The following is a 24,148-nucleotide window of genomic DNA, read 5'->3' as shown; positions in this document are numbered from 1 at the left end:
AACACTGCCGCATACGAGACATGACCTTATGAATGGTCTATTCGCTAAAACTGCTTTATTACCACAGGGTTGGGCTAACAACGTCACCCTGGAATGGAATGCCGAGGGTCTGCTGACCGCCGTGCTGCCCGACAGCGCGCAACCCCAGCCAGCGTGGCCCGTTGTCGACGTGCTGCTGCCCGGCATGCCCAATCTTCATTCCCACGCTTTTCAGCGCGCCATGGCCGGGTTGACCGAATACAGGTCGGCCTCACAAGACAGCTTCTGGAGCTGGCGCACCCTGATGTATGCCTTTGCACAAAAGCTCGACCCCGATCTGCTCAAGGCCGTAGCCAGTCAGCTGTATGTCGAACTGCTGCAAGCCGGGTACACGTCGGTTTGCGAGTTCCATTACATTCATCACGATATCGGCGGACTGCCCTATAGTGATCAAACCCTGCTGGCGCAATGTCTGGTGGAAGCCGCCGAGGCAACCGGCATGGGCTTAACGCTGCTGCCGGTCATGTATCAGTACGGAGGGTTCGGCAACGCTCCGCCATCAAACGGCCAAGCCCGCTTTCTGAATTCGCCCGATTGGATGCTGAACACGTTGATCACGCTGCAACGCCAGCACCCTCAACATTCGGGACTGCGATACGGGATAGCACCGCATTCGTTGCGTGCCGTGTCTCAGGCATCGTTGCAAGAACTACTCGATAGCCTGGCCACCTTCAACCCCGATGCGCCCATTCACATCCATATTGCCGAGCAAACCAAAGAGGTCGATGACTGTATGGCGCACTACGGCCAGCGCCCAGTGCAGTGGCTGCTCAACCACTTCAATGTCGATTCGCGCTGGTGCCTGGTGCACGCCACCCACATGACAGATGCAGAAACTACAGCAGTCGCTCGCAGCGGCGCCGTGGTTGGCCTTTGCCCGTCGACCGAGGCCAACCTGGGCGACGGTATCTTTAACGGCATTACCTACAAAAACGCAAACGGTGTCTGGGGGATAGGATCTGACAGCAACATCATGGTTGATGTCGCCGAAGAGCTGCGATCTTATGAGTATTCGCAACGGCTGCTGCACCGACAAAGAAACGTGTTGGCCGCCGGCGCTGATGGCTCGGTGGGACACCACTTGTTTACCGAAGCGCTGAAAGGCGGCGCCCGTGCCGCGGCGCGACCGGTAGCCGGCTTGGCCGTTGGCCAGCGGGCCGACGCCCTTGTGCTTGACGCCGGCCACCCCGACCTGACCGGCAAAAAAGGCAATGCGTTATTAGACAGCTTTGTGTTTGCCAGGCACGGTAACGGCCTGATCACCGATGTCATGACGGCGGGCCAATGGCGCGTTCGCCAAGGCACCCATGTACAGCAAGCGGCCGTAACCGATCGCTATCGCAAAGCGCTGTCAATTCTATTGACCGCTTAAGGTCTTTTTTATCTGGAATTCATCATGAGCAATACAGTCCCCGCCTTCAAATTTCATCAGGGCACGACGCCTTTGCTGGTCTCCATGCCGCACGTTGGCGTGCATATCCCCGACGACATCAAGGCCGGCATGACGCCCGAAGCGCTGCGCCTGCCAGATACCGACTGGCACCTTGAACAACTATACGATTTCTTGGCCGCCCTAGGCGCCTCGGTGCTGGTGGCGACACATTCGCGTTATGTCGTCGACCTGAACCGCCCTAAAGATGACGAAAATCTGTACCCCGGCCAAGACACGACCGGCTTGTGCCCAGTCGACACCTTCCATCGCGACCCCATCTATGGCAATGATGCGCAACCCGATGCGGCCGAAATCCAACGACGGGTGACCTCTTACTGGACGCCTTATCACAACCAGTTGTCTCAAACGCTCAGCCAGCTGAAAGCAACACACGGCGTTGCCCTACTCTGGGATGCACATTCGATCTGTTCGGTAGTACCCCGATTTTTTGAAGGCAAACTACCCGACCTGAATATTGGTACGGCCAACGGCGCCTCTTGCGACCCCGGGCTTTTGGCACAGGTTAAGACCATTGCCGATGGCTCGGGCTACACCGTGGCCGTCAACGGCCGTTTCAAGGGGGGCTACATTACCCGAAACTACGGCAGACCCCAAGAAAATATCCACGCCATACAGCTTGAGCTTTCCGAAGCCACCTACATGCAAGAAGCTTACCCCTATGGGTTCGACGAAACACTGGCCAATCAGGTTCGGCCGACATTACACGCATTCTTGTCGCAAATGCTGACCTGGGCAAAGCAACAAGGTTAGTTTTTCAGCGCTATCGCACCGTTCGGGCGCAGCACGCATTTCATATCTTTCATACGCTCAAGTCCAAAAAGAGGCCACGATGACACTTTCTGCTGACAATGCATGGGACGACCTCTGGCTGAACGTCCACCTGGCCACGATGCAGCCCGGCACGGGCTATGGCGAACTTCTTGATGCAGCTATTGCTGTCAAGCACGGGCGGATAGCCTGGCTAGGCAAGCGTTCCGATTTACCCACCGGGCACGCTGCCGTCAGGCAACACGACGGCCATGGGTGCTGGATCACCCCGGGCCTGATCGATTGCCATACACATATTGTGTATGCCGGTAACCGCAGCGACGAGTTCGAAGCGCGCCTGAATGGTGTGCCGTACGAAGAAATTTCGCGTCGGGGTGGCGGTATTGTATCCACCGTCAAGGCCACGCGGGCCGCGAGCGAAGATGCATTGTTTGACGCAAGTTTGCCACGTGTGAAAGCTTTATTGGCCGAGGGAGTCACAACGCTGGAGGTCAAATCGGGCTATGGGCTGGATACGGACACAGAAGCCAAAATGTTGCGTGTGGCCCGCCGGTTGGGCGAACAACTTGATGTGCGCGTGCGCACGACATTTTTGGGGGCGCACGCCATACCGCCAGAATTCAAAACGCGGGCTGACGACTACTTGGAATTGGTGTGCCACGACATGCTCGATACGCTGGTCGAAGACAACCTGGTAGACGCTGTCGATGCATTCTGCGAGAACATTGCGTTTTCTCGTGAACAAACCGAACAGGTTTTTTTGGCTGCACAACGGCATGGTTTGCCGGTGAAGCTGCATGCCGAACAACTCTCGGACCAAGATGGTGCATCGCTGGTGGCGGCGTTTCATGGGCTGTCGGCAGATCATCTGGAATGGTTGTCACCCAAGGGCATTGCTGCAATGGCGCAAGCGGGAACGGTCGCTGTGCTGCTGCCTGGTGCGTTTTATACGCTGCGCGAAACGCGGCTTCCACCGGTTGAGGCGTTGCGGGCGGCCGGTGTCCCCATCGCGGTGTCGACCGACTGCAACCCAGGTACGTCACCGATGACCTCGTTGTTGTTGACGATGAATATGGCCTGTACGTTGTTTCGTTTGACGCCCCAAGAAGCGTTGGCGGGCGTGACGTGTCATGCCGCTCAGGCATTGGGGCTGGCAGAGGAAACGGGCACGCTGTCGGTGGGGAAATCGGCCGATTTCGCGTTATGGCGCATTGATCGGCCGGGTGATCTGGCTTACGCGATTGGGTTTAATCCGTGCGCGGGGGTGGTGTTTCGGGGGACGCTGCGGGGGTAATTGTTTCTGAGTGCTTGCGTCGTGCGACACCCCGTGCCAGTGCCCACAGGCATCGCACTGGAGGTTGAACATTTCAGGCCGTGGCATGGGTTATCGCGCTGGTGACGAAGTCTATTCGAACCAGTGCTATGCAGCGTCGTCGATCCCCAAGTAAGCGGCTTTTACTGCTGGCGAGGCTAACATCTCCGAACCGATGCCCTCAAACGCTACGTGACCGTCTTCAAAAACATAAGCATAGTCAGCCATACTCAGGGCGGCATGTACATTCTGCTCGACCAGACCAATCGTCACACCAGTCTTCTGAATGTCGGACAAAATAGAAAACAGTTCTTTGACCATTGCCGGTGCCAACCCCAAAGTCGGTTCGTCTAGCAATAAGACGCGGGGTTTGGACATCAAGCTTCGCGCCAGCGCCAACATTTGCTGCTCGCCACCCGACAAGTAGCCGGCCTGGCTGCTCTTGCGTTCTCGCAAACGCGGAAAAAGCTCATACATTTGCTCGGCACGATCTCGCCAACCTTCGCGAGCATGGGGTGCGTATGCGCCCATTCGCAGCGTATCCGCAACCGTGAAGTCTGGAAACACCATGCGCCCTTCGGGTACCAGAGACAGTCCCAGCGCCAATCGGTCGGGCGGAGCCAGTTTATTTAAAACAGTACCGTTCAACGTTACATGGCCTTCAGAAACCGGGATCAAGCCAGCCAACAAACGCATCAGTGTTGTTTTCCCAGCGCCATTACTGCCCACAAACGCAGTGACACTTCCTTCCTTCATAGAAACGGAAACGCCTTTCAGGACACGAATTTCGCCATATCCACCACACAAATCTTTGACCTCAAGAATGTTATCCATGCTGCTCCCCGAGATACGCATTGATTACCCGCTCGTCTTTTCCGACAGCCTCCGGAACACCTTCCATAAGTTTTCGGCCTTCGTGCAGCACAACAATACGGTCACTCATCCGCATTAAAACTTTCATGACGTGCTCGATAATGATGATGCTCAACGAATATCGCTCCTGCACATGACGTATTAACTCAAGTGCGGCATCTACTTCTGTTGCGTTCAGGCCGGCAAGCACTTCGTCAAGCAGTAACAACGTCGGCTTTGTCGCCAACGCACGCGCAATTTCAAGCCGTTTTCGACTCGCCAGATTCAAGGTGGCGGCAGGTTTATTGGCCTGAGCCGCCAACCCAACCTCTTCCAAAAGCGACAAGCAAACGTCTTGTGCCGACTGCAAATCACTTAGACGACGGTGGCCGTAAAGAGCGCCGACCATACAGTTCTCGAGCACACTCATTTGGGGAAACGGCCGCACGATCTGGAAAGTACGCGCAATGCCCATTTGGCTGGCTTCATCAGGCCGGGCCGGAACACCACGGCCACGGAAGTAAATGGAGCCCTCGCTGGGTGCAACATTACCGGCAATCATCGAAAACAAGGTTGTCTTCCCGGCGCCGTTCGCCCCCATAAGCCCCAGAATCTCGCCCTCGTTCATGTGGAAGCTGACATCGCGAACCGCAACAACGCCACCAAACCGCCGAGTCAGACCTTCAACTTTCAAAAATTCACTCATACAACTTGACCTCGACGACGCGACTGCCATTTGCCCACAATGCCATCAGGGGCAAACAACACAAAACCTAGCAAGAGCACGCCAAGCAACATCATGTAGAACTCGGGAGCACGCGACCACAAGATCTCTGACAACAACATGATGAAGCCGGCCCCAAGTACGGGCCCTGCAGGACGCTCGCTACCGCCAATAATGGCCATCGTGACGATCGTGAACGAAGTAATGGGGCTGAACATCTGCATCGGCTCAAAATATGTTGACCTAAGCACGGCCAGCGCACCAACCATTGCAGGAATAACAGCAGACAATACAAACGCCAGAAGTTTTACTTTGGTCACCGGCACACCCAATGTCATGGCGGCAACCTCGTCTTCCCGTACCGACCACAACGCCATCCCCAAGCGCGAGTGTCGCAAGCCCATAACCAACGCAACCGCGAGTGCCGCCAGACCGAGCATCGCGTATACGAGGACGCTGACATCAGGAGCACCCAACAGCAAACGCCCGCTCATCCCTAACGAGGACTCAATCGCAATCACGATGAATTTGACAAACTCGGCCAAACCAAAGGTAAGAATGACGAAGTAAGGACCGCGAACACGCAAGGAAGGCAAGCCCGCCAAAAACGCAAACACAGCGGCAACGACAGCGGAAAGCGGCAGTGCAACCCACAACGGCAACGTCATCCAGCTCAGTGCCATTACATACCCGCCAAGGCCGTAAAACACTGCATGACCCAATGAGATATAACCCGTCATACCCGAAAACGCGACCCAACTTGCGGTTAACGCAATCCAGGCGAACAGCTGGAACATGACGCCTTGACCATACGTACCCAATACAGCGGGCAAAACAGCGAATACCGCGAGCAGCGCCAGCCACACGGTAAGGTCCGTCATACGCAAGCGCCTCATGTCAATCTCCTGCCAAACAAGCCCTGAGGACGAACAAACAGAACCAAAATGAAAACCCCGTAGAGCAAAATAGAACGATAAGCAGGTGATGTCAGCGCAGAACCGTAGACCTCTACACAAGCTAGCAAAATAGCACCCACAACGCTTCCGCCAATCGAGCCCAAGCCACCCAGGATAATGACGAAAAATGCGGCAATGGTGAAAGGAAAGCCTGAAAAGGGCGTAATGCTCTCTACCATGCTGACCAATGAACCTGCCAACCCAGCCAACGCAAAGCCCAAACAAAAAATAACGCGGTTGACCTTATCGGCATGCACGCCAACCAACGACGCCGCGTCGCGTTGCTGAATCAAGGCGCGGATAGCCAAACCCGTTGTGCCAAAGCGCAGGAAAGACATAACCATGACTGTTGCCAGCACACTCACGGCAATAATGACAAGCCTGTTCAATGCAATGCTGACATCGCCAATTTGCACCAAAGACTCCATATAACTGTAACTACGTGCATTGGCTGAAAAAAGTAATGCGCCCAAGTTCTGCAAAATCACCGAAAGCGCGAAAAACACCAACAAAGAGTTGGCTTCGATGCGTTGCACCAACGCAGGTGTGGACGACAACTTACGAATCAACAACTCATAGCAAAGCCACCCAAGGACAGCGGCAGCCGCCATCGCAGCAAACATCGATACCAGGGGCGATACTTTGTATGCTGTAAACAGCCAAAAAGTCACATATGCCCCTAGCATCATGATTTCCCCATGCGCCACATTTAATAGCCGCATGGCCCCATAAATCAGATTCAACCCCAGCGCAACCAAGGCATAGACCGAAGCCAATGCCAAGGTTGCGATCAGGAGCTCAAAGGAGAACAAGCTCGCCATGACGCTTATTTTTCCCACTGAGTTTTAGGTTGGAATTTAGCCGTAGCCATTTCTGGTGGATGAATAATCTGTACATCACCGTTTTGAAATTGCAGGAACATCGTCGGGGTTACATCGTTCTGTACACCATTGAATCGGATGGGCCCATTAATAGTCGAGAACGTTTCGCTCGAGATTGTCTTGCGCAACGCGTCTTTCTCGAGCCCGGCTTTGGCCACAGCCTGCTCCAGAATCTGTGCAGAAACGTACGTCAACACGGCATCAAGGTAATCAGGTGTCTCACCAGTTTTCGCCTTGTAGGCATCAAAGAACTCACGAGCACCCGGCCAATCAGTTTTTTCGGGTGACCAGTGCCCCATAGTGACAATGTTGTCGAGATTCTTCCCGAACATATTGCTGAAGAACGCCGCGGTGGGCCCGACCAGCAAAAACTGGAAAGGTGCTTTGATGTCTTGTTCACGCGCACCACGCATGTAAAGGATGGCGTCTGGCGGATAAGACAAGCTGATCACCGCATCGGGTTGCAAACGCTTGATGTCAGCCAGAATCCCCGTCATGTCTTTAACGCCAGGGGCATACTGTTGATCAAGCACAACTTTGATGCCTGCTTCCTTCAGCGCCGGCAACAGCTCTTTGCGATTTTCCATTGGGAAGCCAATTTGCACCGTTGTGACGGCTGCTGTCTTGACACCCATCTCTTTGAGCATGCGCGCCATTTCCACCCCGTGCTTATCTGGAATCGCCGATGTGGGGAACCAGATATTTTTCGCCTTCAGAGAACGGATTTGCTGGGATGACGCTGTACTGCCAACCATCGGAAAGCCATGTTTTTCGAGCACGCCGACAATGGCAAAGTGATTGTGAGAGCCCCAGGGTGACAATAGCAAATCGACTTTGTCATCGGTAATCAACTTTTCATAGATGGCTGCCTCTTTGCCGCCGTCGGATTGATCGTCGTAAACGACAAACTCAACAGGCCTTTTAGTGCCCGCTACGTCCAATCCACCTCGAGCGTTAACCTGATCTCGCCATAACTCATAAGCTGCTAAAGGGCCCGCCGCAGTTGGCGCGAGCTCGCCAGTCTTTGAAATGCCAAACCCGATCCTTACCGGTTCTACCGCAAACGAAGTTGCGGTCACTGAAAGCGTCAGGGTCGCCAGCGCCAAACGCGCGAGATTCTTCATTGTTTTCATGCTTATCTCCTGTTGATATCCTGTGGTGTGACGGTCAACTGCTTAATCGGTGGTGCCGGTAGGGGAATGATTGGCTGCCCGGAAGACTTGTCCTGCGAGCCATGGATCACTCATCGCATTACGCATCACTCGCGTCCGGATTTCGTCTGGCAAATAAGTAACCTCACCATACAGAATGGCCCAACGCTGACAATGCTCAGTCAACTCACGCTCTTTTCGCTCCCAGCGCTCAAGTGCGTCAGGAATGTCCCGTCTGTCTGTGAGCCCCTGAAGGTGAACAGCCAACGAAAGTCCGTTTTGCATGGCCATCCCGCCCCCCTGGCCCAAATTTGGCGGTTGCGCGTGTGCCGCATCGCCGAGAATAGCGGCGCGCCCGGCTGACCAAGCTGTACATCGTGTGATGCTGTAAACACCCCAATTCACCGGGGCCGCGCCGATGCGATCGATCAGGTGCTTCCATTGCGGAAACGCCTCTGCCCAGAGCGCTTTATCTACAGGAATCGAACGGCCTCTCTCGTCATCGTGAGGACAGGTCAAGGCCAGATAGGTTTCCTTTTCACTGACTGGCGTGATAAGAAAGCGACGGTCGCCATTCCAGCACTCGATGTATTTCCCCGTATCTTCGGGTCCAAAATCGCCCGGTTGGGCCGGGATCATGGTACGCAGCGCGCCTTCACGCGTCTGCTCGTGCAATAACTCAAGACCTAACGAAGATCGAACCCGCGACCACACACCATCAACGCCAATGGCAAGGTCAGCCTGGACAGACTGATTGTTCGCAAACAACAACTCGCCTTTGGCGGTCGCACCAATGACTTCGGCCCGTGTCTCGACTTTGACGCCCGCACGTAAACACGCATTTTTCAACGCGTCCAGCAAGGCGCTGCGAGGAACAGTCAACAACCGTTTGCTCTCTTCGATACGCGCCGACTCAATCACCTGCCCCAAATTGTCTCGCTGCTCAAAGTGCGTCCCGCGGAACGCGCCCGCAGTAGCTTCCTCGTAGGCACCGAGCGCCTCAAGCACGCGAAGCCCGTTTTCCCAGATATAGATACCCGCCCCTACCGCACGCAAGGCATCTTGCCGTTCATATACCGTAACGTCCCAACCGCGCTGTGCCATGGCCGCCGCTGTCGCAAGACCGCCAATACCACCACCTGAAATTACTGCATGTAGTTTCTTGCTCATACCCGACTCCTACACCGCCATCGCCAAATCGACATTTCCGCGCGCCTCAAGCCGGCGGCTTTCTTTACCCACCACATACCACTCGCTCAACATCCCGTCAGGGTCTTTAAGGAAAATGCTTCGCTTCCAAGGCAGATCGACCTCATTGACGAGCGCAACTCCCTTTTGGGACAGTGCAGCTTTTGCGGACGCCAACGCGGCGTCATCTTTTAACTGGAACGACGCATGGTGATAAGCCGCGTGGCTATGTGGCACCAAAACCAGGTTGTACTCATACGCCTCAAGATCAGCGGCCAAATAAACAGCACCGGCCTCTTCGCCTACAACCTTCAGGCCAGCGACGTTCGTATAGAAATCAACCAAACGTGCCACATCTGATGTCTGCAACGTGGCATGCGTGAGTCGCCATGGTTGAACAGGCGCACCTTCTACAGTCTTGAGCACGGGGTTATTCTCGTAACGCCCTTCAGTAAAGCCCTCGGCAGACAAAGGGTCCCAATGACTGGTCAGCAACTCCATCGGGCCATTGAGAACATTGCGCCAGTCCTTCACTGTGTCGCAGTAAAACTCGTTGTAATTGCCATCTGGGTCGAACATATACACGCTATGCGCGACCTGATGATCAACAGTAATGTCTGTTTCAATGTTGTCATCCTTCAGGTTTTTGAAGGCTTCAATCAGTTGCGCCTCATTTTCTAGCTCCCATGCCAGATGGTTCAAGCCTGCGTGCAACCCGATCGTGCCAGGCAGTTGCAGCAAACCATCTCGCCCGTATCGGTCTACCCCATTTGTTTTCTGAATCATGCCCAAGTCATGAGGGGTATGACCGGTTCCCAAAAAAGTGGCCACCAGGTCGGGCTCGGAAAACTCAACATTAAGTCCACAAACTTCGCTGTAAAAGCGCTCGGACGTGCCCAGATCGTCTACCCAAAGGTTGACGTGACCCAGGCGCCGCGGCCGAAAGTAACGCTGACGCTCGGTTACGTTTGCTGCTGTACTCATTCTTTATCTCCTCGCTGAAATCAATCCATGCAAGGACACTATAAGAATCATGTTTTGTCATGTCAATACATATGTAATGTAATATAATTAGTGATTACACCAATACCAGAACCGTTAAAATCGTAAGAGGATCAGAGCCGCCTACACTTTTGACGGCGCTTTCGTTTAACCCGGGCAGTGATTCCATACATGGCAACCACACAACGCACCAAGACCAAAAAACCAGTCTCAACCCCTCAACTCAGTGACGAAGACTGGAGCCTGCAACAGAACATTGCGTTCCGCATGGCCTGCGTTATTTTCAGAATGGACCAAGAATTGCGCGACTCTGTGCTGCGCAAACTAGACCTGACTTACGCTCATTTCCGCGTACTTCAGGTGCTTTTCGAGAAAGATGGCCAACAAATAGGCGATATTGCGCGCAGTATCGTTATGCGCCAACCTGCGCTAAGCCGGGTGATCGACCAAATGGAAGTGCGCAAGCTGGTACAACGCAAACAAGATAAAGACGACAGCCGCTATATGCGCGTTTACCTGACCAAAACAGGCAAGCAACACTACGAACAAGCCTGGCCGGCAGCGCACCAGATCATGACTCGGGCACTCGAAGTAGTGTCGAACGAAGAGCGCTCACAATTGTGCGATGTCCTGATACGCATGGACAACCACATGCAAGAAACTTAAATAGCAAGCCGGCCAGCTGCTCACCAGCACTATCAATCAGCCGCAAATACCACCAGCGGATCCCCGGCATTAACCGTCCGCCCTGATGCGCACACAACTCGGTCGACGCGCCCGGCCGCTGGGGCGGTAACATGCACCTCCATTTTCATGGCCTCGACGATCAACAGCGTCTCGCCCTCGACGACGCGCTGCCCTGCGACGACCTGAACCTTCCAGATATTGCCCGACAAATCGGCTTCGATCAGCGACTGCCCCTTGGTCAAGCTGACGGTTGAGTCCAACACAGCCGGCGCCTCTTGCACGGCGACATCATCAACTTGCCAGCGGGCAACTTCCGAGGCGAACGCCTGCGTCTGACGTTGTTTGAACTGCGCAATGCTATCGGCATTGTCGTCAAGAAACTGCTGATAGGCGGCGTAATCGAAGACCTCTTCTTCAATCTGCACCACCGCCCTGCCCTCACGAAAGTCTTCGCGAAACCGGGTTAACTCAACCTCTGACACCGGGTAGAAACGCACCTGGTCAAAGAAGCGCAATAACCACGGTTTGCCCTTATGGAACACGGGGTTCTTCAAGAACTTGTTCCAGATCGGCACGGTACGCCCCACCAACTGATAACCGCCAGGCGAGTCCATACCGTAAATACACATATAAACCCCGCCAATGCCCACGGTGCCTTCAGCAGTAAACGTACGGGCCGGGTTGTACTTTGACGTTAGCAAACGGTGACGCGGGTCCAGGGGTACGGCGCACGGCGCCCCTAAGTACACGTCGCCCAGGCCCATGACAAGATAACTGGTGTCGAAGAAGGTTTTCTGTACCTCATCACGATGCGCCAGACCATTGATGCGTTGAATAAAGTCAACGTTGTTGGGCAGCCAAGGGGCGTCGGGCTTCACTGTTTCCTGATACCGCTGGACAGCGTCAAGCGTTGCGGTGTCTTCCCAGGCAACTGGCAAATGCACAACCCGAGTCGGCACGCAAACGGTTTTAACGTCTGGTAAACGTGCCTCGATGACCAGCAGCCGGTCGACCAGATCGGATTGACGAATTTTCAGGCTGTCGTATCGTACCTGCAATGAACGCACCCCGGGCGATAACTCAAACACCCCCGCTATCGGGTGCTGCGCCAGATGCTGCATCAGCAAATGGATACGCAGGCGCAAGGCGATTTCAAGTACGTTGTCGCCGTACTCCAGCAGCAAATAGCTGTCACCCGCCTGCCGATATGTAATCCGTGGATGATGCCCTTGCGCCGGCAACTGGGCCACAATGGTGGACGCCAAGGCGTCGGCCTGCGCTACGGGCACACTGGCAATACCTTCTGGGGGGGCAGATAAAGTTGCAATGGCCTCTTCCTGGCGCAACTGCAACAACACCGCCTGGTCGTAAGTCAAAGGATGAAAGCGGATCAAATCGCCCGGCTTGACCTGACCGACTTTCCACAACTCGGCTTTGGCGATGGTAACCGGGCACACAAAGCCGCCCAGGCTAGGACCATCTTTGGTCAAAATAATGGGTGTGTCGCCCGAAAAATTGATACTACCAATGGCGTATTCGCAATCATGCACGTTGGACGGATGCAAGCCCGCTTCGCCGCCGTCGGTCCGTGCCCAGGTGGGCTTAGGCCCCATCAGGCGAATACCCAGACGATTCGAGTTGTAATGCACTTGCCAATCGGTGGAAAAGAACATCTCGATGGCGGCCGGATCGAGAAAGTCAGGGGCACCATGCGGGCCATACAACACACCAATGCTCCACCGACTGCCGTATGTAGGCACCAGCGGCGTTTCCAGCCGTGAAGGTGCGGCGACAGGTGCCGGTGTCGTGCACGCGGGTAAACCGGGCTGGGATACCGACAGCATATCCCCGCCGCGCAGTACCCTGCCGCCATGCCCACCAAACTGCCCCAGGGCAAACGTCGATCGGCTCCCCAGGTACTCGGGCACATCGATGCCGTTACGTACGGCCAAGTATGTCCGGCAGCCCGACAACACCTTGCCAAACTTCAAGACCTGGCCGGCCCTGACGTCAAACGCACTCCACATCGGGCACTCGTCGTCATCCAGCGTAACGGCCATTGCCGCGCCGGTAAGGGCTACAACGGCATCGGTGTGGAAACGTAAAGTTGGTCCGATCAAGGTGGCCTCGAGCCCCGCGGCTTTGTCATGATTGCCGACCAGACGATTGGCTAGCCTGAAGGCGAAATCGTCCATCGGGCCTGACGGGGGCACGCCAATATCCCAGAACCCCTCGCGCCCCGGGTAATCCTGGACGCTGGTGGCCGTGCCCGCCGCGATCACTTCAATGACAGGGGGCCGGTACTCGAAGCTACCCAGAAACTGAGTGCTGACTTGACCCTGGGCAAATGCCGGTGCCCCTGCAATTTGGCGCAGATAGTCTAGGTTAGTGGCAATGCCGTGAATACGAGTTTTCGCCAGCGCAGCCTGCAGACGCGAAATAGCTGTGGCGCGATCGTCACCCCAGACAATCAACTTGGCCAGCATGGGGTCGTAAAACGACGTGACTTCAGTGCCGGTATCCACCCAGCCATCAACGCGGACCTCTTCTGGAAAATAAACGTCGGTTAACGTACCAGGCGAAGGCTGAAACTGCTTAAGGGGATCTTCAGCATACAGCCGCACTTCAATCGCCGCACCCTGCGGTGCTCGCGACAACGCAGTCCAGTCCAGCGGATCACCCGCCGCAACACGCAACATACACTCGACCAAATCAAGACCAGTGACGGCCTCGGTCACCGGATGCTCGACTTGAAGACGCGTATTGACCTCAAGAAAGTAAAAAGCGTCGCGCGCGGCATCGTAAATAAACTCGACTGTGCCGGCACTACGATAATTGACTGACCTGCCCAGCATGACGGCGGCATCAAGCAGCGCCTGACGCGTGGTAGCAGGCAGACACGGTGCGGGCGTTTCTTCGATCAATTTCTGGTTACGGCGTTGTATCGAGCAATCGCGCTCTCCCAGCGCTACAACCTTGCCGTCACCATCGCCAAAAATCTGGACTTCCACGTGTCGTGCCTGGTCAACAAAGCGCTCCAGAAAAACACCACCGTCACGGAAAAAAGTCTCGCCCAAGCGCTGCACGCTGTCATAGGCTTTGCCCAGCGCTTCGGCCGTGTCGCAACGCGTTAAACCAATGCCACCGCCACCGGCTGTGGTCTTGAGCATGACGGGGTAGCCAATGTCGTGTGCGGCCGCCAGCGCCTCTTCAAGACTGCCCAGCAAACCGGTGCCTGGCGTCATGGGTACCCCGGCTACCCGTGCCAGCTCGCGCGCCCGATGCTTAAGCCCGAACGCCTCGATTTGCGCCGCGGTCGGACCAATAAAGACCAAGTCGTTGTCAACGCAAGCCTGACTAAACGCCATACTTTCGGACAAAAAACCATAGCCCGGAAACACTGCCTGTGCACCGGTTTTGCGGCAAGCGGCAATGATTTTCTCGATATTCAGATAGGTATCGACGGGCCGGTCGCCTACCAGCGCAATAGCCTCGTCAGCCAACTGGACGTGCCTGGTATTGCGGTCAGCGTCGGCGTAAACCGCCACGCTCCTGATGCCCAGCCGCTTCAGCGTTCGGATAGCTCTGACTGCGATTTCGCCACGGTTGGCGACAAGTACGGTATGAAACATGATGTGCCTCCGCTACTTCGCGTGCTTAACGTAGCTGCGCCAACCGCCATGAGCGGTGATGTCCAGCGCATCCTCAAACCCCGAGGGTTCGCATATGAACCCCTTGACGCAACGGCCGTCGGCCAGCACGACATTGCCAATCCCCAGCGGCGCAGGCACTTCAGCCGTAAATTCACCAAAAGCCTGTGGCGTCAACGCCCACAGCTCCAGCGCAATTTGGGCGCCCGAACCCGGCACATGCTTCAAGCCGGGTTTAGGCGGAATCGTGCCTGCCAGGGCATACAAACGATAGTCATCGCTAGATCTCGCTTCCTCGACGAATCGTGCGCCCCGCGAGGTCAGTTGATGGTTCAAAGGCATGCCGCGTAAATGCGCACCGACGACGGCCACCATAATCTCGTCACTGCTACCAAGCGAATTGCCGGACGACACTGACAGCGGCCATTCGTGTTGCCATACCCCCGGCGCCCCCGGTGGGGTCGTGCTTGCGACTTGCCAGCGCATACCAAAATCAGCCAGTGCTGCATCGTGCCAGGCGGGTGCAATCAAGGTAATGCCTGCAGGCAGGCCGTCGCTACGCAACCCGGCCGGTAAAGCCAACGCACACAAGTCAGCCAGATTCGTAAAGTTGGTATAGGTGCCTAGTGCAGAATTCAAGGCAACGGGCTGCTGCAAGACTTGCGCGATGGTATAGATGGAAGGCGTTGACGGCACCACCAGGGCATCTGCCGTAGCAAGTACCTGCTGAATCTGACGGGCAAGATTAGCGCGACGATACTCAGCGCGAAAGGCATCTGCTGCACTGTAACGACCAGCCTGTTCAATAATGCCCCGGACTACCGGATGAACGGCCTCAGGTTGCTCGGTCATCATGTGCTCTATCGCCACATACCGCTCGGCAACCCACGGGCCGGCGTAAAGCAACTGCGCCAGCTCGCTGAATGGCGTGAAATCGATATCGACCAGGGTAGCCCCCATATCTTTCAGTCGCCGCAGGCTGGTCTCGAAATGCAATTGAGCCCGCTTGTCGCCATCAAACCAAGGATTAGCCGGTACCGCCAGCACAGGTTTGCACGAAAAATGAACAGGCAAACGCGTCGGCTGGGGACGACTAAACGGATCGGCCGCATCGTAACCACTAAAGAACGAGACAACAGCCGACGCATCTTCAACCGTGAGCGCAAAAGCTGTGATGCAATCCAGCGTCCGACACGCAGGCACCAACCCGCGATTACTGACCCAACCTCGGGTAGGTTTGAGGCCCACAATATTATTGAACGCAGCGGGCACGCGCCCCGAGCCCGCAGTGTCGGTGCCCAGCGCAAATGGCACCAATCCCCTTGCTACGACGCTGGCCGAGCCCGAGCTGGAACCGCCGCTGATATAGTTTGGGTCGAATGAATTGGGGACGCAGCCGTAGGGTGAACGGGTACCAACCAAACCAGTGGCAAACTGATCAAGATTGGTTTTGCCCACAAGAATGGCCCCGGCACCGCGCAACAGGGCCACGACATGCGCATCGTCACGCGCGGTATAAGCAAATGCAGGACAAGCCGCCGTGGTCGTCCAACCCGCGGCATCAATATTGTCCTTTACCGCAAAAGGCACCCCATACAACGGCAAGGCCGACATATCGCCGTTTACATCCGCTAAACGACGCGCCAGCGCGTCAAGCTGCCCTGCCAATTGATCAGCGCCAGCCACTGAGATCCACGCCGGATCATTGTCGGACAAATTGCTCAATAATTCAGAAAGCAACTCGGACGGCGACGCGGACGCCTGCCGATAGACAGATTGCCACTGGGCGATCGTCCATCCTTTTGTTATCAATGACCTGGAAGTTTCAAGCAGCATGATCCGACACCCGGTTTTTGTGGAAACAGGTGTTATCAAGCAAGATACATGCCACTAATTATTGAAGAGTGTTATTTGTACCTGGCGTGGTGTTATCCCACGGTGCGCGACCGCCGCACCACAACGATCGGCTTGCCGACACTGGCGACTGCACCATAAAGGTGCATTTGGCCGAACCAACGACTACCGCATTGCAGCCGACAATTGCGCAACTAGTTGCGCATGCAAGACCGGATCACCTGCAGCGACAACCGGCCCGCCGTGCTGCGCATCGCCGCCATCCCAGGCAGTCATGACGCCGCCGGCGCCTTCAATAATAGGAATCAAAGCCTGCACGTCGTAAGTTTGCAAGCCCGCCTCGATAACGGCATCGACATGGCCCGACGCCAGCATGCAATAGGCATAACAATCGCCACCGTAACGTAACAACTGAACCTGCTCGGCTACGGCATTGAATGCCGCCAACTGCTGTTCATTATCAAAAATCTGCGGGGACGTACACATCAAGCGTGCTGACGCGATGCTGGCGCATGCCCTGGTTTTAAGCGCCTGACCATTGCACCAGGCGCCCTCTGGCGCACCGACAAAGCGTTCGCCAGTGTACGGCTGATTCATGACGCCCAGAACCGGACGGTTGCCGTCATTCAGCGCAATCAGCGTACCCCACAAAGGCATACCCGTAATAAAGGCGCGCGTACCATCGATGGGATCGAGCACCCAGGTCAACCCACTGCTACCGGCCACGTTGTCTTCTTCCTCACCCACTACGCCATGCGTTGGGTAGTGCTCAAGAATCAATTCGCGCATCACACGCTCGGCTGCCTTGTCGGCCTCGGTTACCGGGTCGAACAATTTGCCGCCCTTGTCTTGTACCGGCAGGGGCGCCCGGAAATAAGGCATGATCGCCTTGGCAGCCGCGTCGGCCAGCGTTTCGGCAAAGCGCCGATATTCGTTGAGTTGGTCAGTGCTAAGAGACATAGTACAAAGATAAAAAACAGAAAGGCTACCGTGAGGCGATCACGAGGAAGCAAGGCGCTTTAATCCAGCATTACCAGTTGCTCGTCGGGACTGAAAAAGCGATTGCGATACCACAAGGTTACTAAAATAGCGGTAATGGCCGTCGCAGACGTGAGCATAAACATCACGACCAACTGGTAGTTGACGGCTTGGGTTGGGTCGGCGCCCGCCAGAATTTGCCCCGTCATCATACCCGGCAACGACACTATACCGACCACCGCCAACGCATTAATAGTAGGGATCATCGCCGCCTGCATTGCCTGTCGCACGACCGTTGCCGACGCCTGTGCAGGACTGGCACCCAAAGCGAGGCAAGCCTCAATCTCATCGCGTCGCGACTGAAATTCCGATCGCAAGCGTTCTGCCGCCAATGCCGCACCGTTCATGGCATTACCCACAATCATGCCAAATATGGGAATAAGGTATCTGGGGTCGTACCAGGGCGTAATGTGCACCACCAGCAAATCAACGTAGGCCATGGTCAGGCCCGAGCCAATCAAGATGGCGCCCCCACACAACCACCGCAAGCCGGCGCGCGACCCGACGGCATCGAGCCGGCCCGTGGCCGAGAAGGTCGCGGTCACCACCATGACAAGCAGCACCCCAAGCACCAGATACCAGCGTTCGGTGGAAAATAGCCAGACCAGAATCTGGCCGATAAGCAGCAATTGAACAGCCGCTCGAATAGTGCCAATGATGAGGCTCTTGCCCAAACCCAGGCGTTGCCACCACGACAACCCAATGGCCACGAAAATCAGCGGCAATGCCATGGCCAGGTTGATCCAATCCAGATCTATCGCTCGCTCAATCGACATTACGCTCCTTCGCCGTTTTGTGTGTCACCACACGACCGGCATCAAACTCCACCACATCGGCCTGCAGCGCCTCGGTTTCGCCCAAGCGATGCGTCGACATAATGATGGTCATTCCGGCGTCAGATAAATTCTTGAGGGTGTTAATCAGACGAGCTCCGGAATCAGGATCAAGCGCCGAAGTAGGTTCGTCGAGCAACAAGACTGCCGGGTCCGTCATCAGGGTGCGAGCCAGCGCAACGCGCTGCTTTTCACCGCCTGACAACTGATCGGCGGGGCGCTCAAGGTAGTCGCCCGACAACTCGGCCAATTCAAGGGCACGCAGCATACGTTCGTGATCGTCTTGAGCCGACTTACCTTTTGAAAACCTGACTGCTGCGGCAAGGTTGTCGTGCACTGTGCCGTCGAACATGGCCGGCGTCTGAAACGCAAACCCCACCTGTGTGCGCAAACGGCGCACCGGGTAGTCTTCGATAGGTTTGCCATCGAACAGTATGCGGCCCTCAGCGGGAGTTTCGAGTCGGTTCAGTAGACGCAAAAAGGATGTCTTGCCGCTACCGCTGGCACCCACCAGACACACCGGCCGCCCACGCGCCAAGCACAGGTTAATGTCGTGCAACACTTCGCGGCCCTGTCGGGCGTGCGTCACGCCCGACAGTTCGAACACGTTATCGGTCATCGGGCGTTAAGGCGCCGGATTGGGATAAAGCTCATGAATGGCTGCAATGCCCTGCAGAACCTCGTCGTCGAGCGTGACATTGACGCTGGCGATATTCTCGCGAAGTTGTTCGAGCGAGGTCGCACCAACCAGATTGCTGGTCACGAATGGCTGACGGTTGACGAAGGCCAGCGCCATGGATGCCGGCGTCAACCCATGCTTGAGGGCCAGTGCCACGTATGCCGACGTTGCTGCGACGGCTTGCGGCCGTGTGTAGCGCGTAAAACGCTCGAACAAGGTAATACGGGCACCCGCCGGCCGGGCACCGCCTTCGTATTTGCCCGACAACCAGCCAAACGCCAATGGCGAATAGGCCAACAAGCCCACCCCATCACGATGCGTAAATTCGGACAAACCCACTTCGTAGGTTCGGTTCAGCAGGCTATACGGGTTCTGAATTGATACGATGCGCTCGAGACCTAATTCGCGTGCCGCCGCCAGAAAGCGCGACACCCCCCAGGGCGTTTCATTTGACACTCCGATATAGCGGATCTTGCCCGCTTTCACCAAATCAGACAGCGCCTGCAAGGTCTCTTCGATAGGTACCGTATAAGGTTCGTCTTCGTAGGGATACGCGGTACGGCCAAAGGTTGTCGTGCTGCGATCGGGCCAATGCAACTGATATAAATCGACGTAGTCAGTACCCAGGCGCTGCAAACTGCCGTCAAGCGCTTCTACCAAATTAGGCTTGTCGAACTGGTTGGCCGCACCCCGGATATGGCTGGGGCGCCCTGCCTGACGTGACGGCCCGGCAATTTTTGTGGCCAACACAATTTTGTCGCGCAAGCCTGTTTTCTTCAGCCACGAACCGACAAACCGCTCGCTTGAACCATAAGTTTCAGGCTTGGGCGGTACTGGGTACATTTCGGCCACATCGACCAGGTTCACGCCTTGGGCGTAGGCGTAATCCAGTTGCTCGTGCGCCTGCGCTTCGGTGTTCTGCTCCCCGAACGTCATGGTGCCCAAACCAATCAGGCTGACTTGAATATCGGTATGACCCAGCTTGCGATACTGCATTGTTGCTCCTTGGTGCTGAAATGACTGAGAACATTGTATCTGCTGCTGGCAATCCGACAGAACGGGACGCAAAAAAAGCCGGGCTACCCCGGCGCGTTGAAGCGAAACGGGGTGGCCCGGCATATCGACACGCTACAACTGTGGCTTATTGCTCCAGCAATGAACGCAACATCCAGGCGGTTTGCTCGTGTACGGTAATACGTTGAGTCAATAAGTCGGCGGTGGGCTCGTCGCTGGCTTTTTCAACCAACGGATACAACGCACGCGCGGTTTTAGCCGTGGCTTCGTGGCCCTTGGCCAGAATGGCAACCATTTCGAGGGCTTTGGGCGGCTTGACCGGTGCGTCGGGCAAAGAACTGAGTTTGGCAAACTCGGCATATGAACCCGGTGCAGGAAAGCCCAACGAACGAATACGCTCAGCAATGGGGTCGACCGCGTTCCAGAGCTCGGTGTACTGCTGCATGAACATATCGTGCAAGCTGTTGAACATGGGGCCCGTCACATTCCAATGGAAATTGTGCGTGGTCAGATAAAGCGTGTAGGTGTCAGCAAGCAAATTGCCCAACCCTTTGGTAATTGCTTTACGATCTTTTTCTGAAATGCCGATATCGATCTTCATGATAAGTACCTTGTTGCAGTTGAAGGAACAAGCTTCAATATACCAACGCTACGACAACTGTGGTAAGCCCCAGTACCAGATTTACGGCAACCCACTTGCGAATCTTGGCCATTGCGGCCCCAGCAACCGGCCAATCGGCACCTGCGACCGCACGGGCAAACTGCGGATACAAGCGAAAACGCACTGCCAGGAAAATAACCAGCATGAGCAAACCCAGCACTGACATGATGTGCCAGTCGAGGGGCATGCTGAACCCAATACCGGCTTGCGACGCAGAGCGCGCCGCGTTACCGATCATCCAGATACCCGTAATAATGGCTAATGGGGCAACCCACAGCAAGGTCTTGAAAAAACGCCCTAGCACGTTGCACAGCAAATTCAGGCGCACTGGCGGGTCGAGTTGTGCAGCCACAGGCCGCAAGAAACAGTGGGCAAACGCCATGCCGCCCACCCAAACAATAATGGACAAGACGTGCAGGGTTTTAAGAATGGCATACAGCATGCGGGCTCCGTTTGAACAATAATTGCGCTACATCATCGGCCCTGAAATATTCATTTTGACCGACAATCTGTCGTCGACTGGTGGTTAATGATACAACCGTAACAGGGCTGTGATGAATTCACGTCGTCGTCAGACGCATTAAATAAAACTAACCTAGCCACCCCATGACCCCTAGGTTAACGACATAGCCCCCGACCACTAAAAAAACAAACAAAGCTGTCGCCAACAGCATGGGGCGCAACCCTGCCTCACGCAAAAAACTTACTCGCGTCCGCAAGCCTAATGCAGCCATCGCCATGGCCAAAAACACGGCATCCAACTGCACAATGAAGGCTACCCACCCTGCAGGCAGTATCTGCAATGAATTCAGTCCGACCATCACAATAAACAACGCGGCAAACCAAGGGATGGCTATGCGTCTACCCTGGGCTGATGGGCAGGCCACAAAAGCCGATAAGATCATGAGAAAAGGGGCTAAAAACATGACCCTAATCATTTTTTCAATGACCGCCGTTGAAGCCACGGCCTCGTTTACAGCCACGCCAACCGCCACGACTTGCGCCACTTCGTGAACCGTTGAGCCCACGAAGACACCAAAAGCCTGATCCGTCATGTTCAAAACGGGATATAGCCATGGATAGGAAAACATAGCCAACGTGCCAAATATAACGACTGTCGCTACGGCCACTGTCACTTTATGAGCCTGCCCTTTCACGACAGACTCGGTTGCAATGACTGCAGCCGCACCGCAAATGGCACTCCCGGCACCAATCAGCATGGCCGTTTGTCTATCCAATCGCAATAAACGACCCAATCCCAAAGCCAACCCAAAGGTCAACCCGACCATAAGCACCGCAATCACCACGCCGCTCCAACCTACTTGGATCATTTCCTGGATGGTGATTTTGAACCCGAACAAGACAATCCCGACCTTGAGCAACGTGCTTTTTGAAAAATCAACACCCGCCGAGACCTGCTTGGCCATATGGGGGAAAACGGTATTACCCACGACCATGCCCAGGATAATCGCCAGCGTCAGCCCGCTTAACCCCATGGCGTTAGCCCAAGCCACCTGCGCGAGCCCTACCCCCGAAATCGCCAGAATGGCGGTCAACGCTAGCCCGGCGAACATTTCAAGCCGGAACAACGGAACGCACGATATCAGCAGGCATCTGCCCCGCCAACACTTGAATTAAGTTATCAGCCGCACGCAACTCAATCGCCAGACGCACACGTGCCACAGCAGAACCAATATGCGGGGTCAATACGGTATTGTCAGCGACCAACAAGACCGGATTAATATACAGAGGGCGATCGGCCAGTCGCCAATCTTCCATTTCGTAAACATCAGCCGCATAAGCACCTAACTGACCACGCTGCAAGGCACGTGCTACGGCAGCCTCGCATACTACTGAACCCCGTCCGATATTCACCAGCACCTGCCCCGGCTTAGCCTGGGCTAATGCCGCGTCATCAATGAGATAACGACTTGTATCAGTCAAGGGTACGGCCAAAATAAGGTAGTCGGCTTGTGTCATTGCGGTGGACAACGCGACCTGAACGACACGCTCATCGACGTTGTAGGGATCAACCCCCAAAATTTGCGCGCACCCAAACCCCTGTAAACGATCCACAATCGCACGTCCGACGGCACCCAAACCCACCACAGCCACGACAGACTGATGCAAACCCGTTCCATACAGTACCGGGCGCCAACCTTCATACTGGCCCGTACGGACAAAATCATCACCAGGTTTGATATTGCGTGCTGCTGCGATCGCCAAACCAATCGCTAACTCGGCGGTCGGTTCTGTTAACAAATCGGGCACAAACGATACGACCACACCGGCCTGCTCACAGGCCTGCAGATCAAAGTTGTCATAGCCCTTCAATGCACACGCAATGGTTTTTAAACGGGGGGCACGACGTAACACTTCTGCGTCGACACGATCTGGCATAAACGCCATCATGGCTTCGGCATCGACCAGGTGCTGATACAGTTCGGCCTGAGTCCAAGGCGCGGGCCCTGTATTCATAACCACGTCACCCACACTTTCTAATCTGCGCAAAACCTCAGCATGCACGGGCTGAGTCACCACAATTTTTTTAGACATATCAAATCTTTTCTTATTCAAATAAGGCCCCGCCTCATCTGGACGCGGGGCCGGTCTGAAGCCTTACTTCAGGTTCTTACGTAACCAGCCACCCAAGCTGTCGACCACAATCACACAGGCCAAGATAGACAACAAGATCGCAGACACTTCGGAGTACTTGATGAGGCGCAGGGCCGCCATCAGTTCAAAGCCAATCCCACCTGCACCGACAATCCCCAAGACTGCTGAGGCCCGGAAGTGATATTCCCAACGATAAATTGTGATATCGGCCAATTGGGGTAACACTTGCGGCAATACGGCATGTGTAATGATCTGAAAACGACTTGCGCCTGCAGCTGCTGCAGCCTCCATGGGTTTAGGGTCCACATGCTCTATCGCCTCGGCATAAAACTTGCCCACCATACCGGTTGAATGCAGCGCCAGTGCGAGCACACCAGGAAGGGCCCCAAAGCCAACGGCTGCCACAAAAATAATGCCCAGAATAATTTCAGGCACTGACCGAAAGGCCGCCAACACAACCCGCAACGCACGCCCTACCAACGGATGGGGTGTCGTATTAGGTGCTGCCAACAATGCCAAGGGCAGCGACAAGACAACCGTCAAAGCGGTACCGGCCACCGACATCGCCAAGGTGTCACGTAACGGAATAACCCAATGTTGCCAACGTGAAAAATCAGGCGGAATCATTTCTGATCCCAGCTGTTGCATCGCGGGCGCACCATCGATAAAACGCTGGGCATCAAAAAACCCTGTAATGCCCAATGCCACCAAACAACACAACACGATCAGCATCACCAGCATGAACGTACGCTGGTTGCGCTGGCGGTCAACCGCCAGCAAATGTGCATAC

22 protein-coding genes are annotated in these 24,148 nt (G+C 55.4%); 4 read left to right on the top strand and 18 right to left on the bottom strand.

Annotated features, from left to right (window positions below; genetic code table 11):
- Positions 1–28 precede the first annotated feature (28 nt).
- From CHR62_RS03480 to hutI, 3 genes are all read left to right on the top strand, one after another.
- Positions 29–1,411, top strand: a complete 1,383-nt coding sequence (locus CHR62_RS03480; protein WP_123660033.1) for a formimidoylglutamate deiminase — start codon at positions 29–31, stop codon at positions 1,409–1,411.
- A gap of 24 nt (positions 1,412–1,435) precedes the next feature.
- Complete coding sequence (gene hutG, locus CHR62_RS03475) at positions 1,436–2,242, top strand: N-formylglutamate deformylase (RefSeq protein WP_123660032.1); 807 nt, start codon at positions 1,436–1,438, stop codon at positions 2,240–2,242.
- 79 nt (positions 2,243–2,321) lie between these two features.
- Positions 2,322–3,554, top strand: a complete 1,233-nt coding sequence (hutI, locus tag CHR62_RS03470; RefSeq protein WP_123660031.1) for an imidazolonepropionase — start codon at positions 2,322–2,324, stop codon at positions 3,552–3,554.
- Between the two features lie 126 nt (positions 3,555–3,680).
- Here hutI and CHR62_RS03465 read toward each other — a convergent pair whose 3' ends face one another.
- Genes CHR62_RS03465 through CHR62_RS03435 form a run of 7 tightly spaced genes read right to left on the bottom strand, consistent with a single transcriptional unit; the run spans position 3,681 to position 10,308 of the window.
- Positions 3,681–4,406: an ABC transporter ATP-binding protein gene (locus tag CHR62_RS03465; protein ID WP_123660030.1), complete on the bottom strand. Its 726-nt coding sequence runs from the start codon at positions 4,404–4,406 to the stop codon at positions 3,681–3,683.
- Entirely contained in the window at positions 4,399–5,130 is a 732-nt protein-coding gene (locus CHR62_RS03460) for an ABC transporter ATP-binding protein (RefSeq protein ID WP_123660029.1), read from the bottom strand. Before CHR62_RS03460 ends, CHR62_RS03465 begins: the two co-directional genes overlap by 8 nt.
- A complete protein-coding gene (locus tag CHR62_RS03455) occupies positions 5,127–6,029 on the bottom strand; it encodes a branched-chain amino acid ABC transporter permease (RefSeq protein ID WP_158609082.1) in 903 nt (300 codons plus the stop codon). The genes CHR62_RS03460 and CHR62_RS03455 overlap by 4 nt, the downstream gene beginning before the upstream one ends.
- Positions 6,030–6,040: 11 nt before the next feature.
- Positions 6,041–6,925 (bottom strand): branched-chain amino acid ABC transporter permease, encoded by an 885-nt coding sequence (locus CHR62_RS03450; protein WP_093970715.1) that lies wholly within the window; start codon positions 6,923–6,925, stop codon positions 6,041–6,043.
- Between the two features lie 5 nt (positions 6,926–6,930).
- Positions 6,931–8,118, bottom strand: a complete 1,188-nt coding sequence (locus tag CHR62_RS03445) for an amino acid ABC transporter substrate-binding protein (protein WP_093970714.1) — start codon at positions 8,116–8,118, stop codon at positions 6,931–6,933.
- A gap of 42 nt (positions 8,119–8,160) precedes the next feature.
- Complete coding sequence (locus CHR62_RS03440; RefSeq protein WP_123660027.1) at positions 8,161–9,306, bottom strand: NAD(P)/FAD-dependent oxidoreductase; 1,146 nt, start codon at positions 9,304–9,306, stop codon at positions 8,161–8,163.
- 9 nt (positions 9,307–9,315) lie between these two features.
- Entirely contained in the window at positions 9,316–10,308 is a 993-nt protein-coding gene (locus CHR62_RS03435; protein ID WP_093970712.1) for a VOC family protein, read from the bottom strand.
- Positions 10,309–10,497: 189 nt separating this feature from the next.
- On the opposite strand from CHR62_RS03435, the gene CHR62_RS03430 reads away from it, so the two are divergent.
- Positions 10,498–10,992, top strand: coding sequence for a MarR family winged helix-turn-helix transcriptional regulator (locus CHR62_RS03430; RefSeq protein ID WP_093970711.1), 495 nt, complete (start codon positions 10,498–10,500; stop codon positions 10,990–10,992).
- A gap of 32 nt (positions 10,993–11,024) precedes the next feature.
- Here the strand turns inward: CHR62_RS03430 and uca are convergent, their stop codons facing one another.
- The 11 genes from uca to phnE all read right to left on the bottom strand — a co-directional run bounded on the left by uca (position 11,025) and on the right by phnE (position 24,138).
- Positions 11,025–14,645, bottom strand: a complete 3,621-nt coding sequence (uca, locus tag CHR62_RS03425; protein WP_123660026.1) for an urea carboxylase — start codon at positions 14,643–14,645, stop codon at positions 11,025–11,027.
- A gap of 12 nt (positions 14,646–14,657) precedes the next feature.
- Positions 14,658–16,499, bottom strand: coding sequence for an allophanate hydrolase (atzF, locus tag CHR62_RS03420; protein ID WP_123660025.1), 1,842 nt, complete (start codon positions 16,497–16,499; stop codon positions 14,658–14,660).
- 183 nt (positions 16,500–16,682) lie between these two features.
- The gene (gene hisN / locus CHR62_RS03415; protein ID WP_093970708.1) at positions 16,683–17,477 is read right to left on the bottom strand and encodes a histidinol-phosphatase; all 795 of its coding nucleotides are present in this window, start codon (positions 17,475–17,477) and stop codon (positions 16,683–16,685) included.
- A gap of 59 nt (positions 17,478–17,536) precedes the next feature.
- Positions 17,537–18,331: an iron export ABC transporter permease subunit FetB gene (gene fetB, locus CHR62_RS03410; RefSeq protein ID WP_123660024.1), complete on the bottom strand. Its 795-nt coding sequence runs from the start codon at positions 18,329–18,331 to the stop codon at positions 17,537–17,539.
- Positions 18,321–19,007 carry an ATP-binding cassette domain-containing protein gene (locus tag CHR62_RS03405; RefSeq protein ID WP_123660023.1) on the bottom strand — a complete coding sequence of 229 codons (687 nt, stop codon included), beginning with the start codon at positions 19,005–19,007 and terminating at the stop codon, positions 18,321–18,323. The genes fetB and CHR62_RS03405 overlap by 11 nt, the downstream gene beginning before the upstream one ends.
- 6 nt (positions 19,008–19,013) lie before the next feature.
- Positions 19,014–20,063 (bottom strand): NADP(H)-dependent aldo-keto reductase, encoded by a 1,050-nt coding sequence (locus tag CHR62_RS03400; RefSeq protein WP_093970705.1) that lies wholly within the window; start codon positions 20,061–20,063, stop codon positions 19,014–19,016.
- 145 nt (positions 20,064–20,208) lie between these two features.
- Positions 20,209–20,682: a Dps family protein gene (locus CHR62_RS03395; protein WP_093970704.1), complete on the bottom strand. Its 474-nt coding sequence runs from the start codon at positions 20,680–20,682 to the stop codon at positions 20,209–20,211.
- Between the two features lie 34 nt (positions 20,683–20,716).
- Entirely contained in the window at positions 20,717–21,184 is a 468-nt protein-coding gene (locus CHR62_RS03390) for a CopD family protein (RefSeq protein ID WP_093970703.1), read from the bottom strand.
- Positions 21,185–21,332: 148 nt separating this feature from the next.
- Complete coding sequence (locus CHR62_RS03385; RefSeq protein ID WP_123660022.1) at positions 21,333–22,316, bottom strand: YeiH family protein; 984 nt, start codon at positions 22,314–22,316, stop codon at positions 21,333–21,335.
- A 1-nt stretch (position 22,317) separates the two neighbouring features.
- Entirely contained in the window at positions 22,318–23,298 is a 981-nt protein-coding gene (locus CHR62_RS03380; protein ID WP_093970701.1) for an NAD(P)-dependent oxidoreductase, read from the bottom strand.
- Between the two features lie 63 nt (positions 23,299–23,361).
- Positions 23,362–24,138: a phosphonate ABC transporter, permease protein PhnE gene (gene phnE, locus CHR62_RS03375; RefSeq protein WP_255416182.1), complete on the bottom strand. Its 777-nt coding sequence runs from the start codon at positions 24,136–24,138 to the stop codon at positions 23,362–23,364.
- Positions 24,139–24,148 lie beyond the last annotated feature (10 nt).

This window comes from Pusillimonas sp. NJUB218 (assembly GCF_003788685.1).
Lineage (GTDB): Bacteria > Pseudomonadota > Gammaproteobacteria > Burkholderiales > Burkholderiaceae_B > Neopusillimonas.
Note: the sequence above shows the minus strand (reverse complement) of the source record. Positions and strands in the feature narration are given on the sequence as shown.